17 protein-coding genes and 2 tRNA genes are annotated in these 21390 nt (G+C 68.2%); 15 read left to right on the top strand and 4 right to left on the bottom strand.

Going from position 1 to position 21390, the window contains the following annotated elements:
* Positions 1 to 129 precede the first annotated feature (129 nt).
* Entirely contained in the window at positions 130 to 681 is a 552-nt protein-coding gene (locus C8271_RS08945; RefSeq protein WP_106506989.1) for a GNAT family N-acetyltransferase, read from the bottom strand.
* 275 nt (positions 682 to 956) lie between these two features.
* Between C8271_RS08945 and C8271_RS08940 the strand changes: the two genes are divergently transcribed.
* Both C8271_RS08940 and C8271_RS08935 read left to right on the top strand, forming a co-directional pair.
* A complete protein-coding gene (locus C8271_RS08940; RefSeq protein WP_170957842.1) occupies positions 957 to 2558 on the top strand; it encodes an HNH endonuclease signature motif containing protein in 1602 nt (533 codons plus the stop codon).
* 184 nt (positions 2559 to 2742) lie between these two features.
* A complete protein-coding gene (locus C8271_RS08935; RefSeq protein WP_138774547.1) occupies positions 2743 to 3114 on the top strand; it encodes a hypothetical protein in 372 nt (123 codons plus the stop codon).
* Between the two features lie 99 nt (positions 3115 to 3213).
* Here the strand turns inward: C8271_RS08935 and C8271_RS08930 are convergent, their stop codons facing one another.
* The gene (locus C8271_RS08930; RefSeq protein WP_106506986.1) at positions 3214 to 5817 is read right to left on the bottom strand and encodes a DEAD/DEAH box helicase; all 2604 of its coding nucleotides are present in this window, start codon (positions 5815 to 5817) and stop codon (positions 3214 to 3216) included.
* Between the two features lie 191 nt (positions 5818 to 6008).
* Here C8271_RS08930 and C8271_RS08925 point away from each other — a divergent pair, with 191 nt between their 5' ends.
* Positions 6009 to 6443, top strand: a complete 435-nt coding sequence (locus C8271_RS08925) for an OsmC family protein (protein ID WP_106506985.1) — start codon at positions 6009 to 6011, stop codon at positions 6441 to 6443.
* 372 nt (positions 6444 to 6815) lie between these two features.
* Positions 6816 to 10097: a YhgE/Pip family protein gene (locus C8271_RS08920; RefSeq protein WP_106507986.1), complete on the top strand. Its 3282-nt coding sequence runs from the start codon at positions 6816 to 6818 to the stop codon at positions 10095 to 10097.
* Here C8271_RS08920 and C8271_RS08915 read toward each other — a convergent pair.
* On the bottom strand, positions 10060 to 10914 hold the full coding sequence (locus tag C8271_RS08915) for an SDR family NAD(P)-dependent oxidoreductase (RefSeq protein WP_106506984.1): 855 nt from the start codon (positions 10912 to 10914) through the stop codon (positions 10060 to 10062). The two genes, C8271_RS08920 and C8271_RS08915, sit on opposite strands and share 38 nt — an antisense overlap.
* A 72-nt stretch (positions 10915 to 10986) precedes the next feature.
* Between C8271_RS08915 and C8271_RS08910 the strand changes: the two genes are divergently transcribed.
* The 5 genes from C8271_RS08910 (at position 10987) to C8271_RS08890 (ending at position 14611) form a co-directional block, all read left to right on the top strand.
* On the top strand, positions 10987 to 11763 hold the full coding sequence (locus C8271_RS08910; protein ID WP_106506983.1) for a fumarylacetoacetate hydrolase family protein: 777 nt from the start codon (positions 10987 to 10989) through the stop codon (positions 11761 to 11763).
* Between the two features lie 125 nt (positions 11764 to 11888).
* On the top strand, positions 11889 to 13316 hold the full coding sequence (gene gltX, locus C8271_RS08905; protein ID WP_245921188.1) for a glutamate--tRNA ligase: 1428 nt from the start codon (positions 11889 to 11891) through the stop codon (positions 13314 to 13316).
* Positions 13317 to 13501: 185 nt separating this feature from the next.
* Positions 13502 to 13573: transfer RNA gene (locus C8271_RS08900), tRNA-Gln, on the top strand.
* Positions 13574 to 13609: 36 nt separating this feature from the next.
* A tRNA-Glu gene (locus C8271_RS08895) sits at positions 13610 to 13682 on the top strand.
* Positions 13683 to 13798: 116 nt separating this feature from the next.
* The gene (locus C8271_RS08890) at positions 13799 to 14611 is read left to right on the top strand and encodes a universal stress protein (protein ID WP_245921065.1); all 813 of its coding nucleotides are present in this window, start codon (positions 13799 to 13801) and stop codon (positions 14609 to 14611) included.
* Between the two features lie 23 nt (positions 14612 to 14634).
* Here the strand turns inward: C8271_RS08890 and C8271_RS08885 are convergent, their stop codons facing one another.
* Entirely contained in the window at positions 14635 to 15381 is a 747-nt protein-coding gene (locus tag C8271_RS08885) for an IclR family transcriptional regulator (RefSeq protein ID WP_106506981.1), read from the bottom strand.
* 152 nt (positions 15382 to 15533) lie between these two features.
* Between C8271_RS08885 and leuC the strand changes: the two genes are divergently transcribed.
* The 6 genes from leuC (at position 15534) to C8271_RS08855 (ending at position 21390) form a co-directional block, all read left to right on the top strand.
* Positions 15534 to 16940, top strand: coding sequence for a 3-isopropylmalate dehydratase large subunit (gene leuC, locus C8271_RS08880; RefSeq protein WP_106506980.1), 1407 nt, complete (start codon positions 15534 to 15536; stop codon positions 16938 to 16940).
* A gap of 12 nt (positions 16941 to 16952) precedes the next feature.
* Entirely contained in the window at positions 16953 to 17564 is a 612-nt protein-coding gene (leuD, locus tag C8271_RS08875) for a 3-isopropylmalate dehydratase small subunit (protein WP_106506979.1), read from the top strand.
* A gap of 172 nt (positions 17565 to 17736) precedes the next feature.
* Positions 17737 to 19059 carry a UDP-N-acetylglucosamine 1-carboxyvinyltransferase gene (gene murA, locus C8271_RS08870; RefSeq protein WP_106506978.1) on the top strand — a complete coding sequence of 441 codons (1323 nt, stop codon included), beginning with the start codon at positions 17737 to 17739 and terminating at the stop codon, positions 19057 to 19059.
* On the top strand, positions 19056 to 19598 hold the full coding sequence (locus C8271_RS08865; protein ID WP_106506977.1) for a DUF2867 domain-containing protein: 543 nt from the start codon (positions 19056 to 19058) through the stop codon (positions 19596 to 19598). Before murA ends, C8271_RS08865 begins: the two co-directional genes overlap by 4 nt.
* Positions 19595 to 20386 carry a lysophospholipid acyltransferase family protein gene (locus tag C8271_RS08860; RefSeq protein WP_106506976.1) on the top strand — a complete coding sequence of 264 codons (792 nt, stop codon included), beginning with the start codon at positions 19595 to 19597 and terminating at the stop codon, positions 20384 to 20386. The genes C8271_RS08865 and C8271_RS08860 overlap by 4 nt, the downstream gene beginning before the upstream one ends.
* Positions 20383 to 21390 (top strand): NAD(P)H-dependent glycerol-3-phosphate dehydrogenase, encoded by a 1008-nt coding sequence (locus tag C8271_RS08855; protein ID WP_106506975.1) that lies wholly within the window; start codon positions 20383 to 20385, stop codon positions 21388 to 21390. Before C8271_RS08860 ends, C8271_RS08855 begins: the two co-directional genes overlap by 4 nt.

Here is a 21390-nt window from a genome sequence, read left to right as displayed (position 1 = left end):
CGCGACGCCGCTATCCGCTGGAGGTTTCGACGTATGGGACGGAGAGAACGTCTACAGGATGGCCCATGAGCTGCCGCTCCAGTTGAGCGTGGGGCGACCGACGAGGAGCATAGCTCCGTGACGTGGGGTCTATCTCGTCGTGTGTTCGGTGAAGCCGAGTGCGGTGTACAGCGACATAGCGGCGGTGTTCGTGTCCTCGACCCTCAGTCCGATCGTGCGTCCGGGCAGCGCGTGGATCGCATGCGTGATGACGGTGTTCACCAGGGCGCGTGCAAGGCCTTGACGGCGAGCATCGGGCGCCGTGAACAGGTCGATGATGAACAGGTGGTCCCGTACATCGGGCCACGGTGGGCCATTGACGGTGAGCACTGCGGCACGAATCGCGCCGACGTCTACCGTTGCGTGATCGCCTGCCCGGCCATGAGCTGTGCCCGGGTCAGGAAGCGCTTCGACCACGAGCATTCCGTCAGTGAAGGGACTCCCGTACTCCCCGCGCAACGCGGCGTGCACATCGGCGATCGCGTCCTCAAGACTGTCCTGCTCATCAGGCGGAAGGCACTGGAAATAGAGTGTGCCGACGGCGCGTGCATCTGACTCCACCATGTGCCGCAGACGCGTTCCCGCGGGAACGTTTGCGCGCGCCGCCGGGCGGGTGCCGGACCATACGAGTGTTCGCTGCATGAGGTGAACACTCACAGACTTGCGCGGTTGCGTCGAGTGAAATGACGCGTACAGGGGTGCGGCGGGGTGCGCTCAGCGGGAACGGTGCGTCAGGTGGCTCACTCGGGGGTGGTTCCGCGGGTCCTTGAGGAGGGCGCGACGATCCGATGCCAGGGCCTCGTCCTCCCCACAACTGCCTATCCACAGCAGTGCACGCGTCGCGAAGAATGTCAGACGCCAATGATCGAATAGGTGTTCGAGAGGCGTGGGGCGCCCGCATACGCAGGAACCCGACGGTGATCGAACTCTTTGGGGGAGTCATGACGGCGACGACGATACGATCAGATCTGCCTGGCAACCGGGAGGAGAGTGCGTCAGCCGATTGTGGCTCGGAAGGCTCGCTCGCCCGCTTCGATGCGGAAGCTCTGGGGCTGCGAATCCAGGAGCATGCCGCGGTGATCGCCCAGGCCACGTGCGATCTTCTCCTGATGGTGGAAGAGTTCGATCGTCGTGGGGCGCTCGCCTGGTTCCATGGCCTGAAAACGGTGGCGCATTGGTTGTCGTGGGCCTGTTCCATGTCTCCGGGCGCGGCGCGGGAGCACGTCCGGGTAGCGCGTGCCCTGCCGCGGATGCCGCGCACGCTCGACCTGTTCAAGGCAGGTCGCCTGTCCTACTCGAAAGTGCGCGAGATGAGCCGTGTGATCGACGTCGTGGACGAGAAGCGCCTCGTGGACCTTGCGCTGGAGATGACCGCGTCCCAGCTCGCGCGCACGATCCAGACGTTCCGGCAGATCGATGGCACCGCTATCGCCCAGGAAGCCCGGCGCGAAGTCCGCTGGTCAACACGCGAGGACGGCATGGTCGAACTGCGTGCTGTGTTGCCAGCCGATGTGGGCGGCGAAGTGACAACGGCCCTGGAACTCGCGCTCGAACGGGATGGCACAGATGCGCCTGCTGGTGCGGACCTCGAGGGCATCGATGCGTCCGAGCGCGCACGTGTCGGCCAGTCTGAACCGCCGCCACCGCTTGAGCACCGACGTGCTGATGCTCTCGTGGACCTTGCGCGCACGTATCTCGACGCAGCCCCCGCGGATCGCACAGGGGAGGACCGTCACCTTGTCGTGGTTGAAGTCTCGGGTGCCGTGCTGGAAGGCGGAGCTGAGCCCGAGGCAGCGCTGCGGGATGGAGCATGCGGTGACGCGGTGGACGCGGACAATACGGCGGACGCGGACGATAGGGACACCGACGACTCTGATGATCCGTCTCCTCGCTGCCATGTGCGTGGTGGTCCACCGCTCGAGGCAGCGACTGCTCTCCGGCTGATGTGCACAGGTCGCACACTCGCTGTTGTGCGCGACGCAAGTGGGGAGGTGCTGCATCTGGGGCAGGCAAAGCGCCTCGCGTCTCCTGCGCAGCGGCGCGCACTGCGCATCCGCGACCGCTCGTGCCGTTTCCCTGGCTGCCATCAGAGGAGACATCTGGATGCCCATCACCTTGTGCCCTGGCAACAGGGCGGTGCAACGGACATCGACAAGCTGGTTCTGCTGTGCCGGCGGCACCACGTCATCGTCCACGAAGGAGGCCTACGCGTTGTACGAACCGGAGAGGTCCGCGGTGACGGGGCGCCTGTCATCGATGTGATCGACAGCGAGGGTCATCCGGTCACAGTCTCGTGGCCCGCGATGTTCGAGCAGGTTCACGTCGAACATCGCGCGCGCGGTGCGAGAGCTGCACAGCCCGGCCTGGAACACGAGCCGAGGCGTGTGGCGCGACGGGGCCGGGGAGAGGAGCCTGGGTGGGAGCAGGCGTACACCGGAGAACCAGACAGGATCTTCCCCACCAGCGCTGGCGCCGGTTTCAGCCTGCAGGCATGCGTCACAGCGCTGTGCTCACCGTGATGGCAGGTTGCGGTGGCGTGTGGCTTGTGGATGCCAACGACGTCGACTGCGAGGGTGAAACCTCGCGTGCACGGAGGCGGCATGGCGTGTGCGCGCCGTCTCGATTGCGTGGCCGTCTGCCCAGTCCGCAGAATAGACGTCAGCGTGACAGAAGCGCGCGGCACAGTCATCGTGGAGGTGGATCGTGAGCATAGACGTGGGAGGCCTCATCCTGGTCGTGATGCTGGTGCTCGGGATCGCCCTGGTCGTCGGCGTGGTGGTGGTTGCCGCCGTGGTCATCGGGCTGCTCGTACGGCGCTCCACAGCAAAGGCGAAGGCAGCGGGCACGACATCGCCAGCTGATCTGGCCAGCACATCCCAACCAATGAACAGTGCCCAGGGCATCGGGGCATCGCCCGCGAGCACGTCACCGAACTTTGGCGCTTACCCGGTGCAGCCGTCGGGTGGGCCCGGTGGGGCTACTGCGGGTCAGGACCCCGTTTCGGGGACCTCAGCTGGAACGTCCCCGCTGGCGCCGCACTCGGATAGCTCGCACGCGCTGCCGCCGCGCAGCTGATCGGACCACGTGAGGGCCAGCGCGAAACGCTCCCACCCACCTCGTGCATCCGGCGGAACGACGGACGCGCTGGAACTGGCCGAGCCGTTGGCGGCACGCTCACCGCCATGGCGCCGTCGCCAGGTCGCCGGCGTACTCCATGTGCACCACGAGCTCTCCCGCGTCGTCGGTCTCCTCGAGATCCACGATGGCCTGCAGCACGAAGTCGTTGTTCTCATCGGGGTCCATCACGGTCTGCGTCACCCGCCACTGGCGTGACTCTTCTTCGATGCGCAGCAGACGCGGGGACCGTGCTCGGTCCTCGATCACGACATGGTCGTAGGTGTCGAAGAAGTCATCCAGTGCGTCGGCCCACCGATCCTGGTCCCAGCCGTCGGCGCCGTCGAGCTCCTCGAGCTGCTGCTCCTTCTCCAGAGCGAACAGCTCCACGCGATGCCACATCGCGGCCCGTACCATCGTGCGCAGCACCCGCGGTTGCCCCGACAGCAGACGCGGTGAATCCGGGCGCAGTTCGCTGGCCGCATCGGGCTCGGAATCCTCCGGATGCGCGAGTGCTTCCCATTCGTCCAGCAGTGAAGAATCCACCCCGCGCACGAGCACGCCGAGCCACTCGATCATCGACTCGATCGCCTCGTTGCGCAGCTCCTGAGGCACGGTCCGCCGCAGCGCTTGGTACGCATCCGAGAGGTACCGCAGCAGGATGCCCTCCGAGCGCATCAGCTGATACCGCGAGACGTACTCGCTGAACGTCGAACCGGTCTCGAGCATCTCGCGGACAATCGACTTCGGGGACAGGTCCTCGCTGCGTACCCACGGCCGGTGACGCTGATAGATCTCCAGCGCCGCATCGAGCTCCTCACCCAGCGGCTTCGGCCAAGTGACCTCATCGAGCAGCGCCATCCGTTCGGTGTACTCGACGCCGTCGGCCTTCAACTCCGCGAGCAAGGCGCCGCGCGCTCGGTTCTGCTGGGCCAGCAGGATCTGCATCGGATCCTCGAGGATCGCCTCGATCGTGGAGAGCGTGTCCAGAGCAAGGGTGGGGGAGTCCTCCTCGAACGAGTCGATCATCGCGATCGCGAACGGCGCAAGAGGCTGGTTCATGGTGAAGTCCAGCTGCAGATCCTCTACCAGGGTCACGGTGCGGCCCAGGTGATCGGGCTGCTCGAGGACCTCGACGATCTCCGCTTCGCGCAGCCCGCGAAAGATCTCCACGGCACGGCGCAACAGAGCGCGCTTCTGGGTGGGCGACTGGTGGCTGGTCATGATCAGGTGCCGCGCGGCAGCGAAGGCGTTGCCGGGCCGGGCGATGAGAGCCAGTTCCATCGACGGCGTGATCCGCAGATGGCCGCGCAACGCTTCAGGCGGGTTGTTGATCAGCTTGGTGAGGTTCTGTTCCGACCAGGACACCGCGCCCTCAGGGATGCGCGGCTTCGGTTCCTTCTTACGTTTCTTCGCGCTGTTGGGCCGGTGGCCGGCCTCCTCACGGGCGCGAAGCTTCGCCTGCTCCTTCTCGAACTCGATGGTCCACGGCGGTGCCTGTACGACGACATGGCCGACGGTGTCGAAGCCCGCTCGTCCCGCGCGACCGGCGATCTGGTGGAACTCGCGCGCATTCAGGAGCCGCATCCGTTTTCCGTCGAACTTCGCCAGTGACGTGAACAGCACGGTACGGATCGGCACATTGATGCCGACCCCCAGGGTGTCGGTGCCGCAGATCACCTTCAACAGGCCCGACTGGGCGAGCCTTTCCACCAGACGCCGGTACTTCGGGAGCATGCCCGCGTGATGCACGCCGATACCGTCCCGCACCAGCTTCGAGAGGGTCTGCCCGAATCCGCGGGAGAACCGGAAGTCACCGATCAGCTCGCGGATCTGCTCGCGTTCCGTGGAGGTGAGGATCTTCTGACCCAGCAGGGACTGTGCCTGCTCGAGCGCCTCCTTCTGTGTGAAATGCACGATGTACACCGGCGCATCGCGCTCCTCGAGGATGCGCGCGATCGCGTCGTCGATCGGATCCAGCGACCAGCGGTAGTCCAGCGGTACCGGCCGCGGCGCGTCATCGATCACACTGACGTCCCGGTCCGTGCGTTCCTGCAGATCGTCGACGAAGAATGAGACGTCGCCCAGGGTGCCGCTCATCAGCACGAACTGGCAGCGGGGCAGCTCCAGCAGCGGCACCTGCCAGGCCCAGCCGCGCTGCGGGTCGCCGTAGTAATGGAACTCGTCCATCACGGCCAGGCCGACGTCGCTCGTCGCGCCGTCGCGCAGGGCGTGGTTCGCGAAGATCTCCGCGGTGCACACGATGATCGGAGCATCGTGATTGACCGACGAGTCACCGGTCATCATGCCGACCTTGTCTGCGCCGAACTGCTGGACCAGGTCGAAGAACTTCTCGGAGACCAGCGCCTTGATCGGTGCCGTGTAGTAGGCGCGCTCGCCTCGGGCCACGGCGGCGAAGATCGCGGCATAGGCGATGGTGGTCTTGCCGGAGCCCGTGGGCGTGGCCACGATTGTGTGGTCGCCGGCGGCGATGGCCAGCAGCGCCTCCTCCTGATGCGGGTACAGGGTGCGGCCGATCTCGGCCTGTGCGGCGATGAAGCCGTCGACGATGTCCTCGGCTGTGACGCGCGGAGCCTCTGCGGGGCTGTCTGTGCGGTGGAGGGCAGAGCGATCGACGGGCAGGTGCGAGGTCAGCAGAGGCATGGGGCCAGTCTGCCAGGGCGCTAACGCGAACTCTCGGCGCCGATGCGCAGCCGAGTCCCGACGGCGTGAAGGTCCCGGTCAGAGGCCAGAGAGCCGGGTTACCGTGGAGGGGCAGGAACAGCCCGGTGAATGGACGACACCGGTCGCTGACGACCCGGGCCCGGCCGGGCCCACGGCCGAAGGAGCGCCAGATGCCCACGTTCTCGATCACCTCGACCTCGACCTCTCCGACTCGACTGGAGGCGAAGGCCCGGCAGTTCACCATCACCGTGGATGAACCACCGAGCCTGGGTGGCGCCGATGCGGGCCCCAACCCTGTCGAGTTCGTCCTCGCGGCACTGGCCGGCTGCTACAACGTGGTCGTGCAGATGGTCGCTCAGGAACAGGGCGTTTCCCTCAGCGACCTGCGGATCGATCTTGAGGGTGACCTCGACCCGTCGAAGCTGATGGGCAAGGACGTCACTACCCGTGCCGGGTACGACGGACTGCGTATGACCATCCACGCCTCGACGGACGCCGATGACGCGACGATGGAGGCGCTGCTGGCCGCCGTCGAGGAGCGTTGCCCCGTTTCGGACAACCTGCGCAACCCCACCCCGGTCTCGGTCGCTTTCGCCCGGGCCTGATGGTCGCCTCTGCCAGCGCGTGACACCGGCGCGGCCGTCGCGCGTCAGCCTGGGGCGTCGTGCGCGGGGGAGGAGTGCTTCCGGAGCCAGCGCTGATGCGCAGCCATCGCCGCTTGAGTGGGGCGTAGCGGGATCTGAGGGTCGCGGGCCTGCTCATCGAACGGCTCGCCGCGGAAGAGCAGGTACTGGTACGAAGTTCCGATGGCGGTGTGTCGTCGACCGTCATGGGAGCACCGCGCGCTGACACCGGCGGCGCAGCCCGGCTGCGCGGCCCGGCCGCACAGCCGGGACCTGCAGTCCGGGCGTTTCTCCCACCACACTTGCGATCACGGGGTACTCGGAATCGATACACCAATGTATCGTCGCCGCGTGATGCGAATCCTCCGTGCTTTCCTCACCGCGCTCTCGACCGCGCTCAGCACCGTCCTGTCCGCTCTTGGCACCGCCGCTGCCGCCGTGGGCCGCGGTGTCTCCGCCGTCGGCCGCGGTGCCTCCGCCGCCGGTCGGGGTGCGGTCGCCCTGCTGCCCGGCGAGTGGAAGAAGCCGATCGCGGCGCTGTTCGTCACGGGCCTCGCGCTCGTGCCGCTGGTCTACTCGGGCAACATGACCTGGTCGTTCATCGACCCGAGCAACCATCTGAACCAGATCACCGCCGCCGTGGTGAACGAGGACACGGGCGCGGACGCGGAGAGCCCCGACGGCGAGGTCTCCCACCTCGACGTGGGTGCGGAGTTCACGGACACCCTGCTGGAGAAGGACCAGGAGAACGTCTACCGCTTCGTGGAGGTTTCCCGCGCCGAGGCGGAGCGCGGCCTCGCCGACGGCACCTACGGGGCCACCGTCGCGATCCCCTCCGACTTCTCCGAGAACATCGCCTCCCTCGGGGGCGACGCGATGGACGCGGCGCCCGCGATGATCACCGTGACCACGAACGACTCGGTCAACTACGTCGGCGGCAACTTCACCAAGTCCATCGGCACCGCGCTCACGGACGCGCTGCGCGCCTCGGTCCTCGAGGAGTACCTCGACAAGATCTACGTCGGCTTCACGACGATCCACGACGGGATCGTGGACGCGGCCGACGGCGCCGCCGAGCTCTCCGACGGTGCGAGCGACCTCCACGACGGCACGGGCGACCTGGTCGACGGCACCGGCGAGCTCACCGACGGCACCGGGCAGCTCGTGGACGGGTCCGGTCGGCTCGCCGACGGCGCGGTCGACCTGCACTCCGGCAGCCTCGACCTGGTGGTCGGGCTGGATCAGCTGGCCGACGGCGCGGTCACTCTCCAGAACGGGGTCGCGACCCTCGACGCCGGGGCGCAGCAGCTCTCCGGCGGTCTGGTGACCCTCGACGAGAAGGGGCAGCCGCTGCGCAGCGGCGCGGACGAGCTCGCCGGCGGCACCAAGAAGCTCGCCAGCGGGGCGAGCGACCTCGCCGGCGGCGCGGGCCAGGTCGCCGACGGCACCCAGCAGCTGGACGAGACCGTCACCAGCGCCGCCGAGCGCGCCCGCGAGCTGGGCGTGACCGAGCAGAGCGTGCAGCAGGCGAGCGAGGACCTGGTCAGCGCGATCGACGACCTCGAGGGCGCAATCGACGGCATGCCCGAGCTGCTCGACGCTCCGGTCGGCGACTCCGAGACCATCGCGACGGCCACCGCCACCCTCGACGAGAGGGCCGGGGAACTCGCGGAGACCGCCCAGGGCCTCGACGATTCCACGAGCGACCGGGCCGAGGACGCCCGCACTCTTCGCGAGGGCGCCGAGTCGATCGCCGGGGAGGTCGACACGCTCGACCAGGCCGTGCAGGATGCGGCCGAGGCCGCGGATAACTCGGCGCAGTCCGCCGAGACCTCGCAGGAGTCCGCCGCGACCTCCGCGGGCTCCGCCGGGACCGTCGCCGAGGAGACCGACACCCTCGCCGCGAACGCCGCGGATCTCGCCGAGCGCTGCGCGGACTCGGGCGCGGACGAGGAGTTCTGCGGGGAGCTCTCGACCCTGTCCGAGGACGCCGCGCAGGCGAAGGAGGACGCGGCGACCGCCTCCGGGGACGCCACCACCGCCTCCACCGACGCCGAGACCGCCTCCACGGACGCCGCCGAGGCCGACCGTCTCGCCCAGGCCGCCGCGGAGACCTCCGCCGACGTCGCCGGCACCGCTGAGGGCATGAGCGGCGCCGCCTCCGACATGGAGCAGTACTTCGCGACCCTGTCCACCACCACCTCGGCCCTCGCTCAGGGCGCCGCCGACCTCGAGCGCAGCACCTCGACCCTCGCCGAGGACACCTCGACCCTGCACACCGACCTCGGCACGGTGCGGGAGGACCTCGCCGTCGCCGTCCCGTCGGCCGAGCCCGGGCAGAGCCCCTCCGACCTCGCCGACGAGCTGGCCGACCAGGCCCGCACCGCGGCGCGCGCGCTGCCCGAGGCGTACGGCACCCTGGACCAGGGCGTGCAGGACATCCACCGCCTGAACTCCGGCGCCCGCGAGGTCGCCTCCGGCGCGGACAAGCTCGCCGCCGCGACGGGCACCGCCCGCGACGGCGCGCAGGACCTCGCCACGGGCGTCGGCCAATACACCGACGGCGTGGGCTCGGCCCGCGACGGTGCCCAGCGGCTCGCCGACGGCACCGGCGCGCTCCAGGATGGCGCCGGGACGCTCGCCGACAGGATGGGCGACGCCCGCGACGGGGCGCAGCAGCTCGCCGACGGCTCCGGCACCCTCGCGGACAGCTTGGCGGACCTCGCCGACGGCGCCCGCCAGGTGGACGACGGGGCGACGCAGCTCGCCGACGGCGCGATCGACCTGGACGACGGCGCCGGCAAGCTCGACGACGGCTCGACCGAGCTCGCCGACGGCCTGGCCGATTCCAAGGACGACGTCCCCTCCTACACCGACGAGGAGAGCAGCGAGCTCGCCTCGACCGCCTCGGACCCGGTGCAGATGAGCTTCGAGCGCGAGCACGAGCTGAGCCGCTTCGGCGAGGGCCTCGCCCCGCTGTTCCTCGCGATCAGCCTGTGGGTCGGCGGCATGGCGATCTTCCTGATGATGCCGCCGTTCTCCGCCGAGGCGATGGCGCGCGGGGCGGGACCGGTGCGGCTGCTGGCCGGGGGGCTGATCCCCGCCTTCCTGCTGGGCCTGGTCCAGACCCTGATCGCCGTGTGCGCTCTGCACTGGCTGGTGGGCGTCACTGTGCAGGACCTGCCCCTGATGCTGGGCCTCGCGGGGCTGACCTCGCTGGTGTTCGTCGCCCTGAACCACGGCTTCGGCGCGATGTTCGGCCCGGTCGGGAAGTTCGTCGCCCTGGTGCTGATCGCCCTGCAGATCTCCGGGGCGGGCGGCACCTACCCGGTCCCGACCCTGCCGGGCTTCTTCCAGATGCTCCACCCGTTCCTGCCGATGACCCATGCGGTCGACGCCTTCCGCGGCGCGATCGGCGGCGGCTGGATCGACCCGGTCGGGGACATCTCCTGGCTGGTGAGCTGGCTGGTCCTCGGCGTGGTGCTGGGCCTGCTGGGCGCGGTCGTCGGCCGCCGACGAATGCAGCGCGAGCAGGCCGCGGAGGATGCGGCCGAGGCCGAGGGGGCCGATGAGGCCGAGCCCGGGACCGCCGCCGAGCTCATGGTCGACCTCGGCCTCGTCGACGGCGACCGGTGACCCGGAACAGCCAGACGAACGGGCCCGGCACCGCCTTCGCCAGCGGCGCCAGCAACGTCCAGCGCCACGGCGCGTAGGAATCCCTGCCTGGTCGCCTGCGCAGGGCGTCGGCCACAGCGTCGGCGACCTGCGCAGGCGTCATCGTACCCACGACCACCTCGGCCTTCGGCACCCGATCCAGCGAATCCGGATTCGCCGTGAAGTAGTCGGAGTGCACTCGGGTCGGCGTCAGCGACCCCACCAGGACACCGGTGCCGTGCAGGTCCTGCCGCAGCGCCTCGGTGAAGCCGCGGATCGCCCAGCGGGCCGCCGCATAGCCGACAGCCCCGGGCCAAGGGATGACGGCGACGGGCGAGTTGATCTGGAAGATCACGCCCGAGCCGCGGGCCATCATCGGCTCCACCAGCCCGCGGGTGACATGGAAGGCCGCGAAGTAGGGCAGATCCATCTGCGCGCGAGCCTCCTCGGCGCTGGTCTCCTCGATCGACTGGAAACGCCCGGACCCGGCATTGTTGATCACGGCATCCGGGACGCCGACCTCCTCGAGGATGCGGCGGCATACCTCCGCCGTGGCCTGTGGGTCGCAGAGATCCACGGGATAGGCGACCGCCCCCAGATCCTGGACCAGGGGATCAAGACGCTCGGCACGCCGCGCCAGCACGACCAGACGCGCCCCGTCGGCCCCGAGGCGACGGGCGATCGCCTCACCGATCCCGGCGGAGGCGCCGGTGATCACGATGAGCGGCCGAGTCGGCGCCCCTGATCCGGCAGCTGCGGGCGAAGGGGTGGAGCGGGCGGAACGTGGCCAGATGCGCATGTGCGTGAGTCTAGGAGGCCTCGTGCTCCGGGCACCGCAGCCGGTTTGCCGGTCACGCCTAGACTGGAGCCCATGCGCATCGCCCGATTCACCACCGGTGAGGACCCGATGTACGGCATCGTCCAGGAGAAGGACGGCCGTGACATGGTCTACGCCCTCACCGGCGACCCGCTGTACACCGAGATCCGGCCGACGGGCACCGTGCTTCCCCTGGAGGACGTACGCCTGCTCGCCCCGGTGATCCCGCGCTCGAAAGTCGTGTGCGTCGGCAAGAACTACGCCGCCCACGCTGCTGAGATGGGCGGGGAGGTGCCGACTGAACCGCTGTTCTTCCTCAAGCCGAACACGGCCGTGATCGGCCCCTCAGATCCTGTCATCCTGCCCGCCTATTCGCAGGAGGTCAGCCTCGAGGCAGAGCTTGCCGTCGTGATCAAGCGGATGGCCAAAGACATTGACCCCGAGCAGGCCGAACAGGTGGTGCTCGGCTACACCTGCGCGAACGACATCACCGCCCGCGACAGCCAGCGCACGGAGAATCAGTGGTTCCGTGCCAAGGCGTTCGACACGTCCTGCCCGCTCGGCCCCTGGATCGAGACCGACCTTGACCCGTCGGCGCTGCGGATCGGATCACGCATCGACGACGAGACCGTTCAGGACGGCACCACCGCGGACATGGTCCGTTCCGTCGCGCAGCTGCTGAGCGACATCTCCCGCGTGACCACGCTGCTGCCCGGCGACGTGGTGCTCACCGGCACCCCCGCCGGCGTGCGCACCGTCGAGGCCGGCAGTTCGGTGACCGTTGCCGTCGAGGGCATCGGCGAGCTGACCAATCCCATCGTGAGGCGCTGAGCGCGCCACCCGCATACTGCACAGGAGTTTTCGTGACCAGCACTGTCACCCCCAGCACCCCCGCGACCGGCGCCGACGTGCGCGTGCGCTTCTGCCCCAGCCCGACGGGCACCCCGCACGTCGGCATGGTCCGCACCGCGCTCTACAACTGGGCCTACGCCCGCCACACCGGCGGAAAGCTCGTCTTCCGCATCGAAGACACGGACGCCAAGCGGGACAGCGAGGAGTCCTATCACCAGTTGCTCGACGCCATGCGCTGGCTCGGCATCGACTGGGACGAAGGTGAAGAGGTAGGTGGCCCCGACGGCCCGTACCGCCAGTCGCAGCGCGCCGACATCTATCAGGACGTCATCGCGAAGCTGAAGGACGCTGGGCATATTTACGAGTCCTACTCAACAGCGGAGGAGATCGCGCAGCGTCACCGCGATGCGGGCCGCGACCCGCAGCTCGGTTACGACGGGGCCGACCGCGACCTCTCCGAGGAGCAGAAAGCCGCTTACCGTGCTGAGGGCCGCGAACCTGTGTGGCGTCTGCGCATGCCCGATGAGGACATCACCTTCGAGGACATGGTGCGCGGCGAGATCACCTTCCGTGCTGGCTCGACTCCCGACTTCGTCGTCGTGCGCGCGAATGGCAAGCCGCTGTACACCCTGGTGAACCCGGTCGACGACGCGCTCATGCGCATCACCCATGTGCTGCGCGGCGAAGATCTGCTCTCCTCCACCCCGCGCCAGATCGCGCTGTACCGGGCCCTGATGGACATCGGTGTGGCCGAGCGCATCCCGGTGTTCGGTCACCTGCCGTACGTGATGGGGGAGGGGAATAAGAAACTCTCCAAGCGCGACCCCGAGTCGAACCTGTTCCTGTATCGCGACCAGGGCTTCCTGCCGGAGGGCATGGTGAACTACCTGGCGCTGCTGGGCTGGGGGTTCAGCGCCGACCAGGACGTCTTCACGCGTGATCAGCTTGTGGAGCGTTTCGACGTGGCGGATGTGAACCCCAATCCGGCGCGCGTGGACATCAAGAAGGCCACTGCCATCAATGGCGACCACATGCGCATGCTCGAACCGGCGGACTTCACCGAGCGCATGATCCCCTACCTGCAGCGCGCCGATGTGGTGGCTGACCCGATCACGCCGGAGCAGCACGCCCTGCTCACCGCCGCGACGCCCCTCGTCCAGCCCCGTATGAACCTCCTGGGTGAGGCGCCGGATCTACTGCGCTTCCTGTTCGTCGCCGACGACGACCTGGTGGTGAATGATGATGCGCTGAAGAAGCTGGGCGAGGATCCTGTGGCCGTGCTCGATCGCGCGATCGCCGACCTGGACGGCGTGGCTGACGACGACTTCCAGGCAAGTCGACTCGAAGAAGTGCTGCGCGGTGCGATTGTTGAGGACATGGGCATCAAGCCGCGCCTCGCTTTCGGCCCGCTGCGCAGCGCGATCTCCGGACGGCGCGTTTCCCCGCCGCTGTTCGAATCGATGGAGCTGCTGGGCAAAGCCTCGAGTCTCGCCCGGCTTCGGTCACTGCGCGAGCGGCTCGCGGCAGCCTGAGTCAGAAGCCAGGCACGACGGTGACCCCGCGCGAGGGTGCGCATGCTCACAGCATGAAAGCGCCCTCGCGCTTTGCTCTGCGGCGTACGGTCGGCTATTGTTGATCCCCGGTACGAGATCGGTAACCGCCGCAGGATCGCCTTCGTAGAAGATGATCCCGGCAGGACGAAATCGTGCTCTCACCATGGGGTATGGTGTAATTGGCAACACGGCTGATTCTGGTTCAGTTGTTCTTGGTTCGAGTCCAGGTACCCCAGCGCAGACCGTCCCGCTATCGCGGGGCATGATGCCGAGCCCCGTTCGTCTAGCGGCCTAGGACGTCGCCCTCTCACGGCGGTAACACCGGTTCAAATCCGGTACGGGGTACTGGGAGGAGCCGGCACCTTCAGGGGTCGGCTCCTCGTCATATCGGCGACACGGTTGCTTCGATGCAATGCGCCAGTGCCGGTGCATATGTCGACGCACGGCGTAGGCTCAGAGCCATGGAGACCATCCCTGCCCCGCGCATCACAGTGGGAGTCCACGACTCCTCGGAATCCGATCTCGCCGTCCGCTGGGGCGCCCAGCATGCCCACGCCGTGGGCGGCACCCTGCACCTGGTTCACGCGATGGTGTGGGCCGAGCTCGGGGTGAGCACCGAACCTGTGCCCGGTATCACCGACTCCGGCGTGGGGTACGCCGCCCAGCAGCTACTGGCTGATTCCACAGCGATCGCTCATGAGATTGCTCCGGACCTGGAGGTCACCAGCGAAACGGTCGACGGGAACGCGACCGCCGTGCTCGTGGGCGCGAGCCGCGCCGCGGACGTGATCGTGGTGGGCGGCCGCGGCCTGGGGCGCGTGATGCGCATGGTGATGGGCTCGAAGTCTCTTGCCCTGGCCGCTCGTGCATACTGCCCGGTGGTGGTGGTTCGCGGCGATATCGCGATCGACGGTCCGATCGGCCTCGTCCATAGCGAGAACGATGCCGTGATCGCCCGCGCGGCGACTCTGGCCGCTGCCTACGGCGTGGGCGTCAACGTGATCGTCGCGGCGGAGACACCGCCCGAGCGCGCCGAGCAGATTCTGGACCATGTCGCGAGCGTGGTCGCGCAGACATCAGACCGTGTGGACGTCGGCGAGGTGCTGGTGCCGAAAGCGAAGGGGCCGCGTGGTCTCGTCGACGCGAGCGAGGGCACGAGCCTGATCGTCGCCCCGGCGCCGCAGGAAACCGGCGGGCCGGAGCATGCCGGTGTGTCACAGGATCTGGCGGCCATACTTCGTTTCACGAACACGCCGATCTGGATCGAACGCTGAGCCTCTCCGTGCAGGGATGCGCCTTACGCCGAGGCGCCGTGCTGCAGCACCTCAGCGAGGCTGTTCGCTGAGCTCACCACGGCGGCTGCGTGCAGTCTGCCCGGCTGGCGTGTGATCCGCTCGATCGGACCGGAGATGCTGAGAGCAGCAACGACACGCCCGTTCGGGCCGCGCACGGGCGCGGACACCGAGCCGACGCCCGGTTCGCGTTCTCCGATCGACTGAGCCCAGCCGCGCCGACGTACCGCAGACAGCTGCGTGGCTGTGAAACGCGCTCCCATGAGCCCGCGGTGGAGCCTGTCGGGCTCTTCCCAGGCCAGCAAGATCTGCGCTGCGCTGCCTGCGCGCATGGTGAGCGTGGAGCCGAGCGGCACGGTGTCTCGTAGTCCGATCGGGCGTTCCGCTGCAGCAACGCAGATGCGGTGTTCGCCCTGGCGACGGTACAGCTGGGCGGACTCGCCGGTGCGGTCCCGCAGCGTCGCGAGCACCGGACCAGCGGCTGCCAGCAGGCGATCCTCACCGGCGGCCGCCGCAAGCTCGCCGAGCCGCGGTCCGAGGACAAAACGACCCTGCATATCGCGTGAGACCAAGTGGTGATACTCCAGTGCGACAGCAAGCCGGTGCGCCGTGGGGCGGGCGAGGCCTGTCGATGTGACCAGCTGCGCGAGCGTCGCCGGGCCCGCCTCGAGGGCGCCGAGCACGGCGGCTGCCTTGTCGAGCACGCCAACGCCGCTTCCCGCGTCCTTCTCTTCCACCACCGAATTGTCCATGACCCGATATTGCCGTCTTGATGCGTGAGACGCAAATGCGGGACCAGCACGAGCGCCGGACGATGGCCACATGCAGGGCTCAGCGCTGCGCCGTCACCGGCCGCGCCCGCCCGCACGGACGAAGGGCTCGACGTCGGGCCGGAGGAGGAACCATGGCAGCAACGCTCGCTGAGAAGGTGTGGGCTGATCACGTCGTCAGGCGCGGACAGGACGGAGAACCCGACCTGCTCTACATCGACCTGCAGCTCCTGCATGAGGTGACCAGCCCCCAGGCTTTCGACGGGCTGCGCCAGGAAGGCCGCACCATCCGCCGCGTCGACCAGACGCTCGCGACCGAGGACCACAACACCCCGACGATCGACATCGACAAACCGATCGCCGACATCACCAGCCGCACCCAGATCGAGACGCTGCGCCGCAACGCCGAGGAGTTCGGTGTGCGCATCCACCCGCTGGGCGATCGCGACCAGGGCATCGTGCATGTCGTCGGCCCGCAGCTGGGCCTGACCGTGCCGGGCATCACCGTCGTGTGCGGCGACTCGCACACCTCCACCCACGGTGCCTTCGGAGCACTCGCCTTCGGCATCGGCACGAGCGAGGTCGAGCATGTGCTCGCCACCCAGACACTGCCGCTGAAACCCTTCAAGACCATGGCGATCACCGTCGAGGGCTCCCTCAAACCGGGCGTGACCGCGAAGGACATCATCCTCGCTGTGATCGCGAAGATCGGCACCGGCGGTGGGCAAGGCTACGTGCTCGAATACCGTGGCGAAGCGATCCGGAACCTCTCCATGGAAGGCCGGATGACGATCTGCAATATGTCCATCGAAGCTGGCGCCCGCGCCGGCATGATCGCGCCGGATGAGACCACCTTCGAGTATGTCAAGGGCCGCCCCCATGCACCGACGGGCGCCGACTGGGATGAGGCCGTTGAGTACTGGAAGAGCCTGCGCACCGACGACGACGCCGAGTTCGACGCCGAGGTGATCATCGACGCCGATGAGCTTGAGCCCTTCGTGACGTGGGGCACGAACCCCGGGCAGGGCCTGCCGCTCAGTGGGTCAGTGCCCGCGCCGGAGGACTTCACCGACGACACGTCCCGCTTCGCGGCGCAGCGCGCCCTGGAGTACATGGATCTCGTGCCGGGCACGCCGCTGAAGGACATCCGCGTGGACACCGTGTTCATGGGGTCCTGCACGAACGGTCGGATTGAAGACCTGCGTGCCTTCACCGATGTGATCCGCGGCCGCACCAAGCATCCCGACGTGCGAGTCCTGGTGGTTCCCGGTTCGGCGCGCGTGCGCCTGCAGGCGGAGCAGGAAGGCCTGGACAAGGACATCCTCGCTTTCGGCGCCGAATGGCGGCAGGCAGGGTGCTCCATGTGCCTGGGCATGAACCCCGACCAGCTCTCGCCGGGGGAGCGCTCCGCCTCGACCTCCAACCGCAATTTCGAGGGCCGACAGGGCAAGGGTGGGCGTACCCACCTCGTCTCGCCGATCGTGGCCGCCGCCACCGCTGTGCGCGGCACCCTCTCCTCCCCCCTCGACCTCGACGCCTGATCAGGAGCCTCCATGGAAGCCTTCACCACCCACACCGGCATCGGCGTGCCGCTGCGCCGCAGCAATGTCGACACTGACCAGATCATCCCCGCCGTGTACCTCAAACGCGTGACCAAGACAGGTTTCGACGACGGTCTGTTCCACGCGTGGCGCACCGGTGACCCTGACTTCGTGCTGAACCGCGAGCCGTACAGCGCCGGCTCCGTTCTCGTGGCAGGCCCCGACTTCGGCACCGGATCCTCCCGCGAGCACGCTGTCTGGGCTCTGCGCGATTACGGGTTCCGGGCAGTGCTCTCCAGCCGCTTCGCCGATATCTTCCGCGGCAACGCCGGCAAGCAGGGCCTCGTCGCCGCGCAGCTCGGGCATGACGACATCGAGCAGCTGTGGAAGATCCTCGAGGAGGCACCCGGCACGGAGATCACCGTGGACCTGGTGGAGCGTCAGGTGCATGCCGCCGATGCGACCTTCCGGTTCGACATCGATGACTACACCCGCTGGCGCCTGATGGAAGGGCTCGACGACATCGGGCTGACTCTGCGTCACGAAGCCGATATCGACGCGTTCGAGGCGAAACGACCTGCCTGGATGCCTCGCACTCTGCCTGTTCGCACTGCCGAGGGCTGACGAGGCGCCAGCCAGGCGTCGGCAGGCAAGAGGGTGGTGGTCACGGCCCTGCCTTCAGGGTCGTCGTACCCCGCTCCGGTATGGTGCTGAGGTATTCCCGGGCCGTTCCGTGATGATCCGAGCGCGAGCTCTCGTCCCGGACAGCGACCCCCGACGGATGACCAAGGACATCATGACCTCCACATTCCATGTACGCGGCGGACGCCGCCTTGACGGTGAGATCACTGTGCGCGGCGCCAAGAACCTCGTCTCCAAAGCGATGGTCGCCGCCCTGTTGGGCGAGGGCCCCAGCACCCTTCGCTCGGTGCCAGACATCCGCGATGTGCAGATCGTCTCAGAGCTTCTGTCCATCCACGGCGTGAAGATCGAACGTGACGTGGATGCGGGCGTGATCCGGATGGATCCCTCAGCAGTCGAGAGGGCGCATGTCGCCGACATCGATGCTCACGCCGGCAGCTCTCGGATTCCGATCCTGTTCTGCGGCCCGCTGCTGCATCGTCTGGGTGAGGCGATCATCCCGGATCTGGGTGGGTGCCGTATCGGTGACCGACCGATCAACTATCACCTGGATGTGCTGCGCAGCTTCGGTGCTGTGGTGGACAAGCGCGAGTTCGGCATCTACATCACGGCACCGAGTGGCCTGCGCGGCGCGAAGATCCACCTCGAGTACCCGAGCGTCGGCGCCACCGAGCAGGTGCTGCTGACCGCTGTACGCGCCAAGGGCATCACGGAGCTGTCCAACGCCGCGGTGGAGCCCGAGATCGAGGACCTCATCGCCGTGCTGCAGAAGATGGGCGCGATCATCTCCCTGCAGACGGACCGCACCATCACCATCGAAGGCGTTCCGCACCTGAGCGGCTACGAGCATGTGGCGATCCCAGACCGGATCGAAGCAGCCAGCTGGGCGTGCGCTGCACTGGTCACGCAAGGCTCCGTGTTCATCCGCGACGCCCAGCAGAAGCCGATGTCGACCTTCCTGAACACCTTCCGGAAGATCGGCGGTGGCATGGAGATCACCGACGACGGCATCCGCTTCTTCCACCCCGGAACGGAACTGCGGTCCATCGCTGTAGAGACCGACGTCCACCCCGGTTTCATGACCGACTGGCAGCAGCCGCTCGTGGTCGCGCTCACGCAGGCTGGCGGTATCTCGATCGTGCACGAGACCGTGTACGAGAACCGTCTGGGCTTCACCGACGCGCTCAATGAAATGGGCGCCCAGATCCAGGTGTACCGCGAGTGCCTGGGCGGCTCGAGCTGCCGTTTCGGCAGGCGCAACTTCAATCATTCCGCCGTGGTCTCTGGGCCGACGACGCTGCGGGCTGCCGACATCACCGTGCCGGACCTGCGTGGCGGTTTCTCGTACCTGATCGCTGCCCTGGGCGCGGAGGGTGTCTCCACGATCCGTGGCATCGACCTCATCGACCGCGGCTACGAGCTGTTCCGCGAGAAGCTCACGGCGCTCGGCGCCGAGTACTGGGAGGGTGACGCATGAGCAGCTCGCCGGCCGCCTCGATCGCGTTGCGGGACATCCCTGTGCCCGACTACTGCGATGTGGTGATCGTCCCGACAGGCGGCTGCGAGGAGACGGATCCGCGCGCCTGGGCTGAAGCGATCTTCGCTCACGAGAACACGCCGCTGTCCACCCGCGGGGCACGAGCGCTGCGTGATGAGGCGGTGCGCCTGCTGGACATGGTGCCGCCACCGGAGAAGACCTATGTGGTGGATGAGGTCGAGGGCGGTGAAGCGCTGATCCGTGACGACTCCGATCACCTGCAGGTTCGCATCGCCGTCGGTGTCTTGCCGGGCGGCGAGCTGCTGCAGGTCACCACCGCGGTGAAGTACCGCAGCCTGCGCGGACGCCTGCTGTTCGCGCCCCGTCGTGTGCTGCACGCTGCCGCGGTGAACACACTGGCTCGTCGCGCGCCCACCACCCTGCGCCGCCGTACCTTGGCCGAGCTGCCCCCGCAGCGGCGCCTGCCCCGTCGGGGGCCACGTGCTCTGCTGCCCCGATCAGCCTCGCGCGCCGAGTGAGCTTCGCCCGAAGCTGGGATCTTCCCGGTGCCCGTCCTCCCGCGCGCCGCGCAGGGCTGGTGATCAGCCTCGCCCAGGTGCCGCTTCGGCCGCTGATCCGCGCGCTCGTGCGCCTGCGCATCGAGAACGCCCATCGCCTCGATATCGCCGGACCGATGGTGATCGCCGGAAACCACACGGGACCCTTTGACGCTCTCGCCTACGGTTATCTGCTGCAGTTCTCGGGTGTGCCGCCCCGGTTCCTCGCCAAGCATTCGCTGTTCGAGGTCCCCGTGCTCGGCCCGCTGCTGCGTCGCACCCGACAGATCCCGGTGCATCGAGGTGCGGGACGCGGTGGCGATGCTCTTGCCGCTGCCGAACGAGAACTCTCCGCGGACGGTTCCGTCATGGTCTTCCCGGAGGGCACGTACACGAGGGATCCTGCGGGGTGGCCGATGCGCGCCCGGCTCGGGACGGTCCGCCTCACCCTGCGCACCGGTGCGCCGATCGTGCCCGTCGCCTGCGTGGGGTCGCGTGAGTTCTGGCCCGTCGGCGCGGTGTTTCCGCGTCTCGTACCGCGTAGGACGATCATCCTGCACGTCGGCGAGCCGTACGTCCCGCAACCCCGCCCAGGGGAGACGCAGCACGACGCGGAGATCCGCCTGACGGCGGAGCTCATGGACACCATCACCGAGCTGATCGCCGCGCTGCGCGGTGACCAACCACCGCCCACGCCCTATGACCCGACCATGGATGCCTTCCGCCCCGAGGACGGCATGCGGCGACCGCGCAAGGAGAGCCGACGATGAGCACGCGTCTTGCGGTCCTGGGCGCGGGGAGCTGGGGAACAGTGTTCGCCCAGGTCCTTGCGGATGCTGGATGCGAGGTTGTGCTCTGGGCGCGTCGGGAGGAGACGGCCACCCAGATTCGTGAGCAGCACCGCAATCCGGGCTACCTGGGGGAACATGACCTGCCCTCCTCGATCACCGCGACCGCGGATATCGCTGCGGCACTCGACGGCGCCGATGGTGCCGTGGTGGCAATCCCCGCTCAGGTGCTGCGCGAGACGCTGCGCGGTTGGCGGTCCGCCGGACAGGTCACGGCGTTCGATATCCCCGTCCTCTCCCTCGTCAAAGGCATCGAGCGCGGCACCGACGCCCGGATCAGCCAGATCCTCGCCGACGAGATCGCCGTCGGCCCAGAACTCTTCACCGTGCTCTCAGGCCCGAATCTTTCTGCCGAGATCGCGCAGCGTCGCCCCTGCGGCACCGTGATCGCGGGCGCTGACGCGCAAGTGGTCGAACGGGTCGCTGCCTGGTGCGACGCACCCTACCTGCGCGCCTACACCTCGGATGATGTGATCGGCGTCGAGATCGCGGGCGCGGTCAAGAACGTGATCGCGATCGTCGTCGGCGCCGCCTCCGGCCTCGGCCACGGGCAGAACACCATCGCGAGCCTGATCACACGGGGACTGGCGGAGATCACACGCCTGGGGACCGCCCTCGGGGGCAAGCGGGACACCTTCGCTGGCCTCGCCGGCATGGGAGATCTGGTGGCGACCTGCGCTTCTCCGCTCTCGCGCAACCATCGCTTGGGGGAGGGACTCGGCCGTGGCCTCAACCTCGAGCAGGCGATGGCTGAGGTGGGTCAGACAGCGGAGGGTGTCGCGACTGCCCGAGCCGTGTCGGACCTCGCCCGTGCCCTCGGCGTCGATATGCCGCTGACCACGGCCGTCGTGGACGTCGTGGACCGCCAGGCGAAGATCACCGATGTCACCGCCGCGCTGCTGTCACGGTCGGTGCGTCCGGAGTGA

This window comes from Brachybacterium timonense (assembly GCF_900258505.1).
In the GTDB taxonomy this organism is placed as follows: Bacteria; Actinomycetota; Actinomycetes; order Actinomycetales; family Dermabacteraceae; genus Brachybacterium; species Brachybacterium timonense.
Note: the sequence above shows the minus strand (reverse complement) of the source record. Positions and strands in the feature narration are given on the sequence as shown.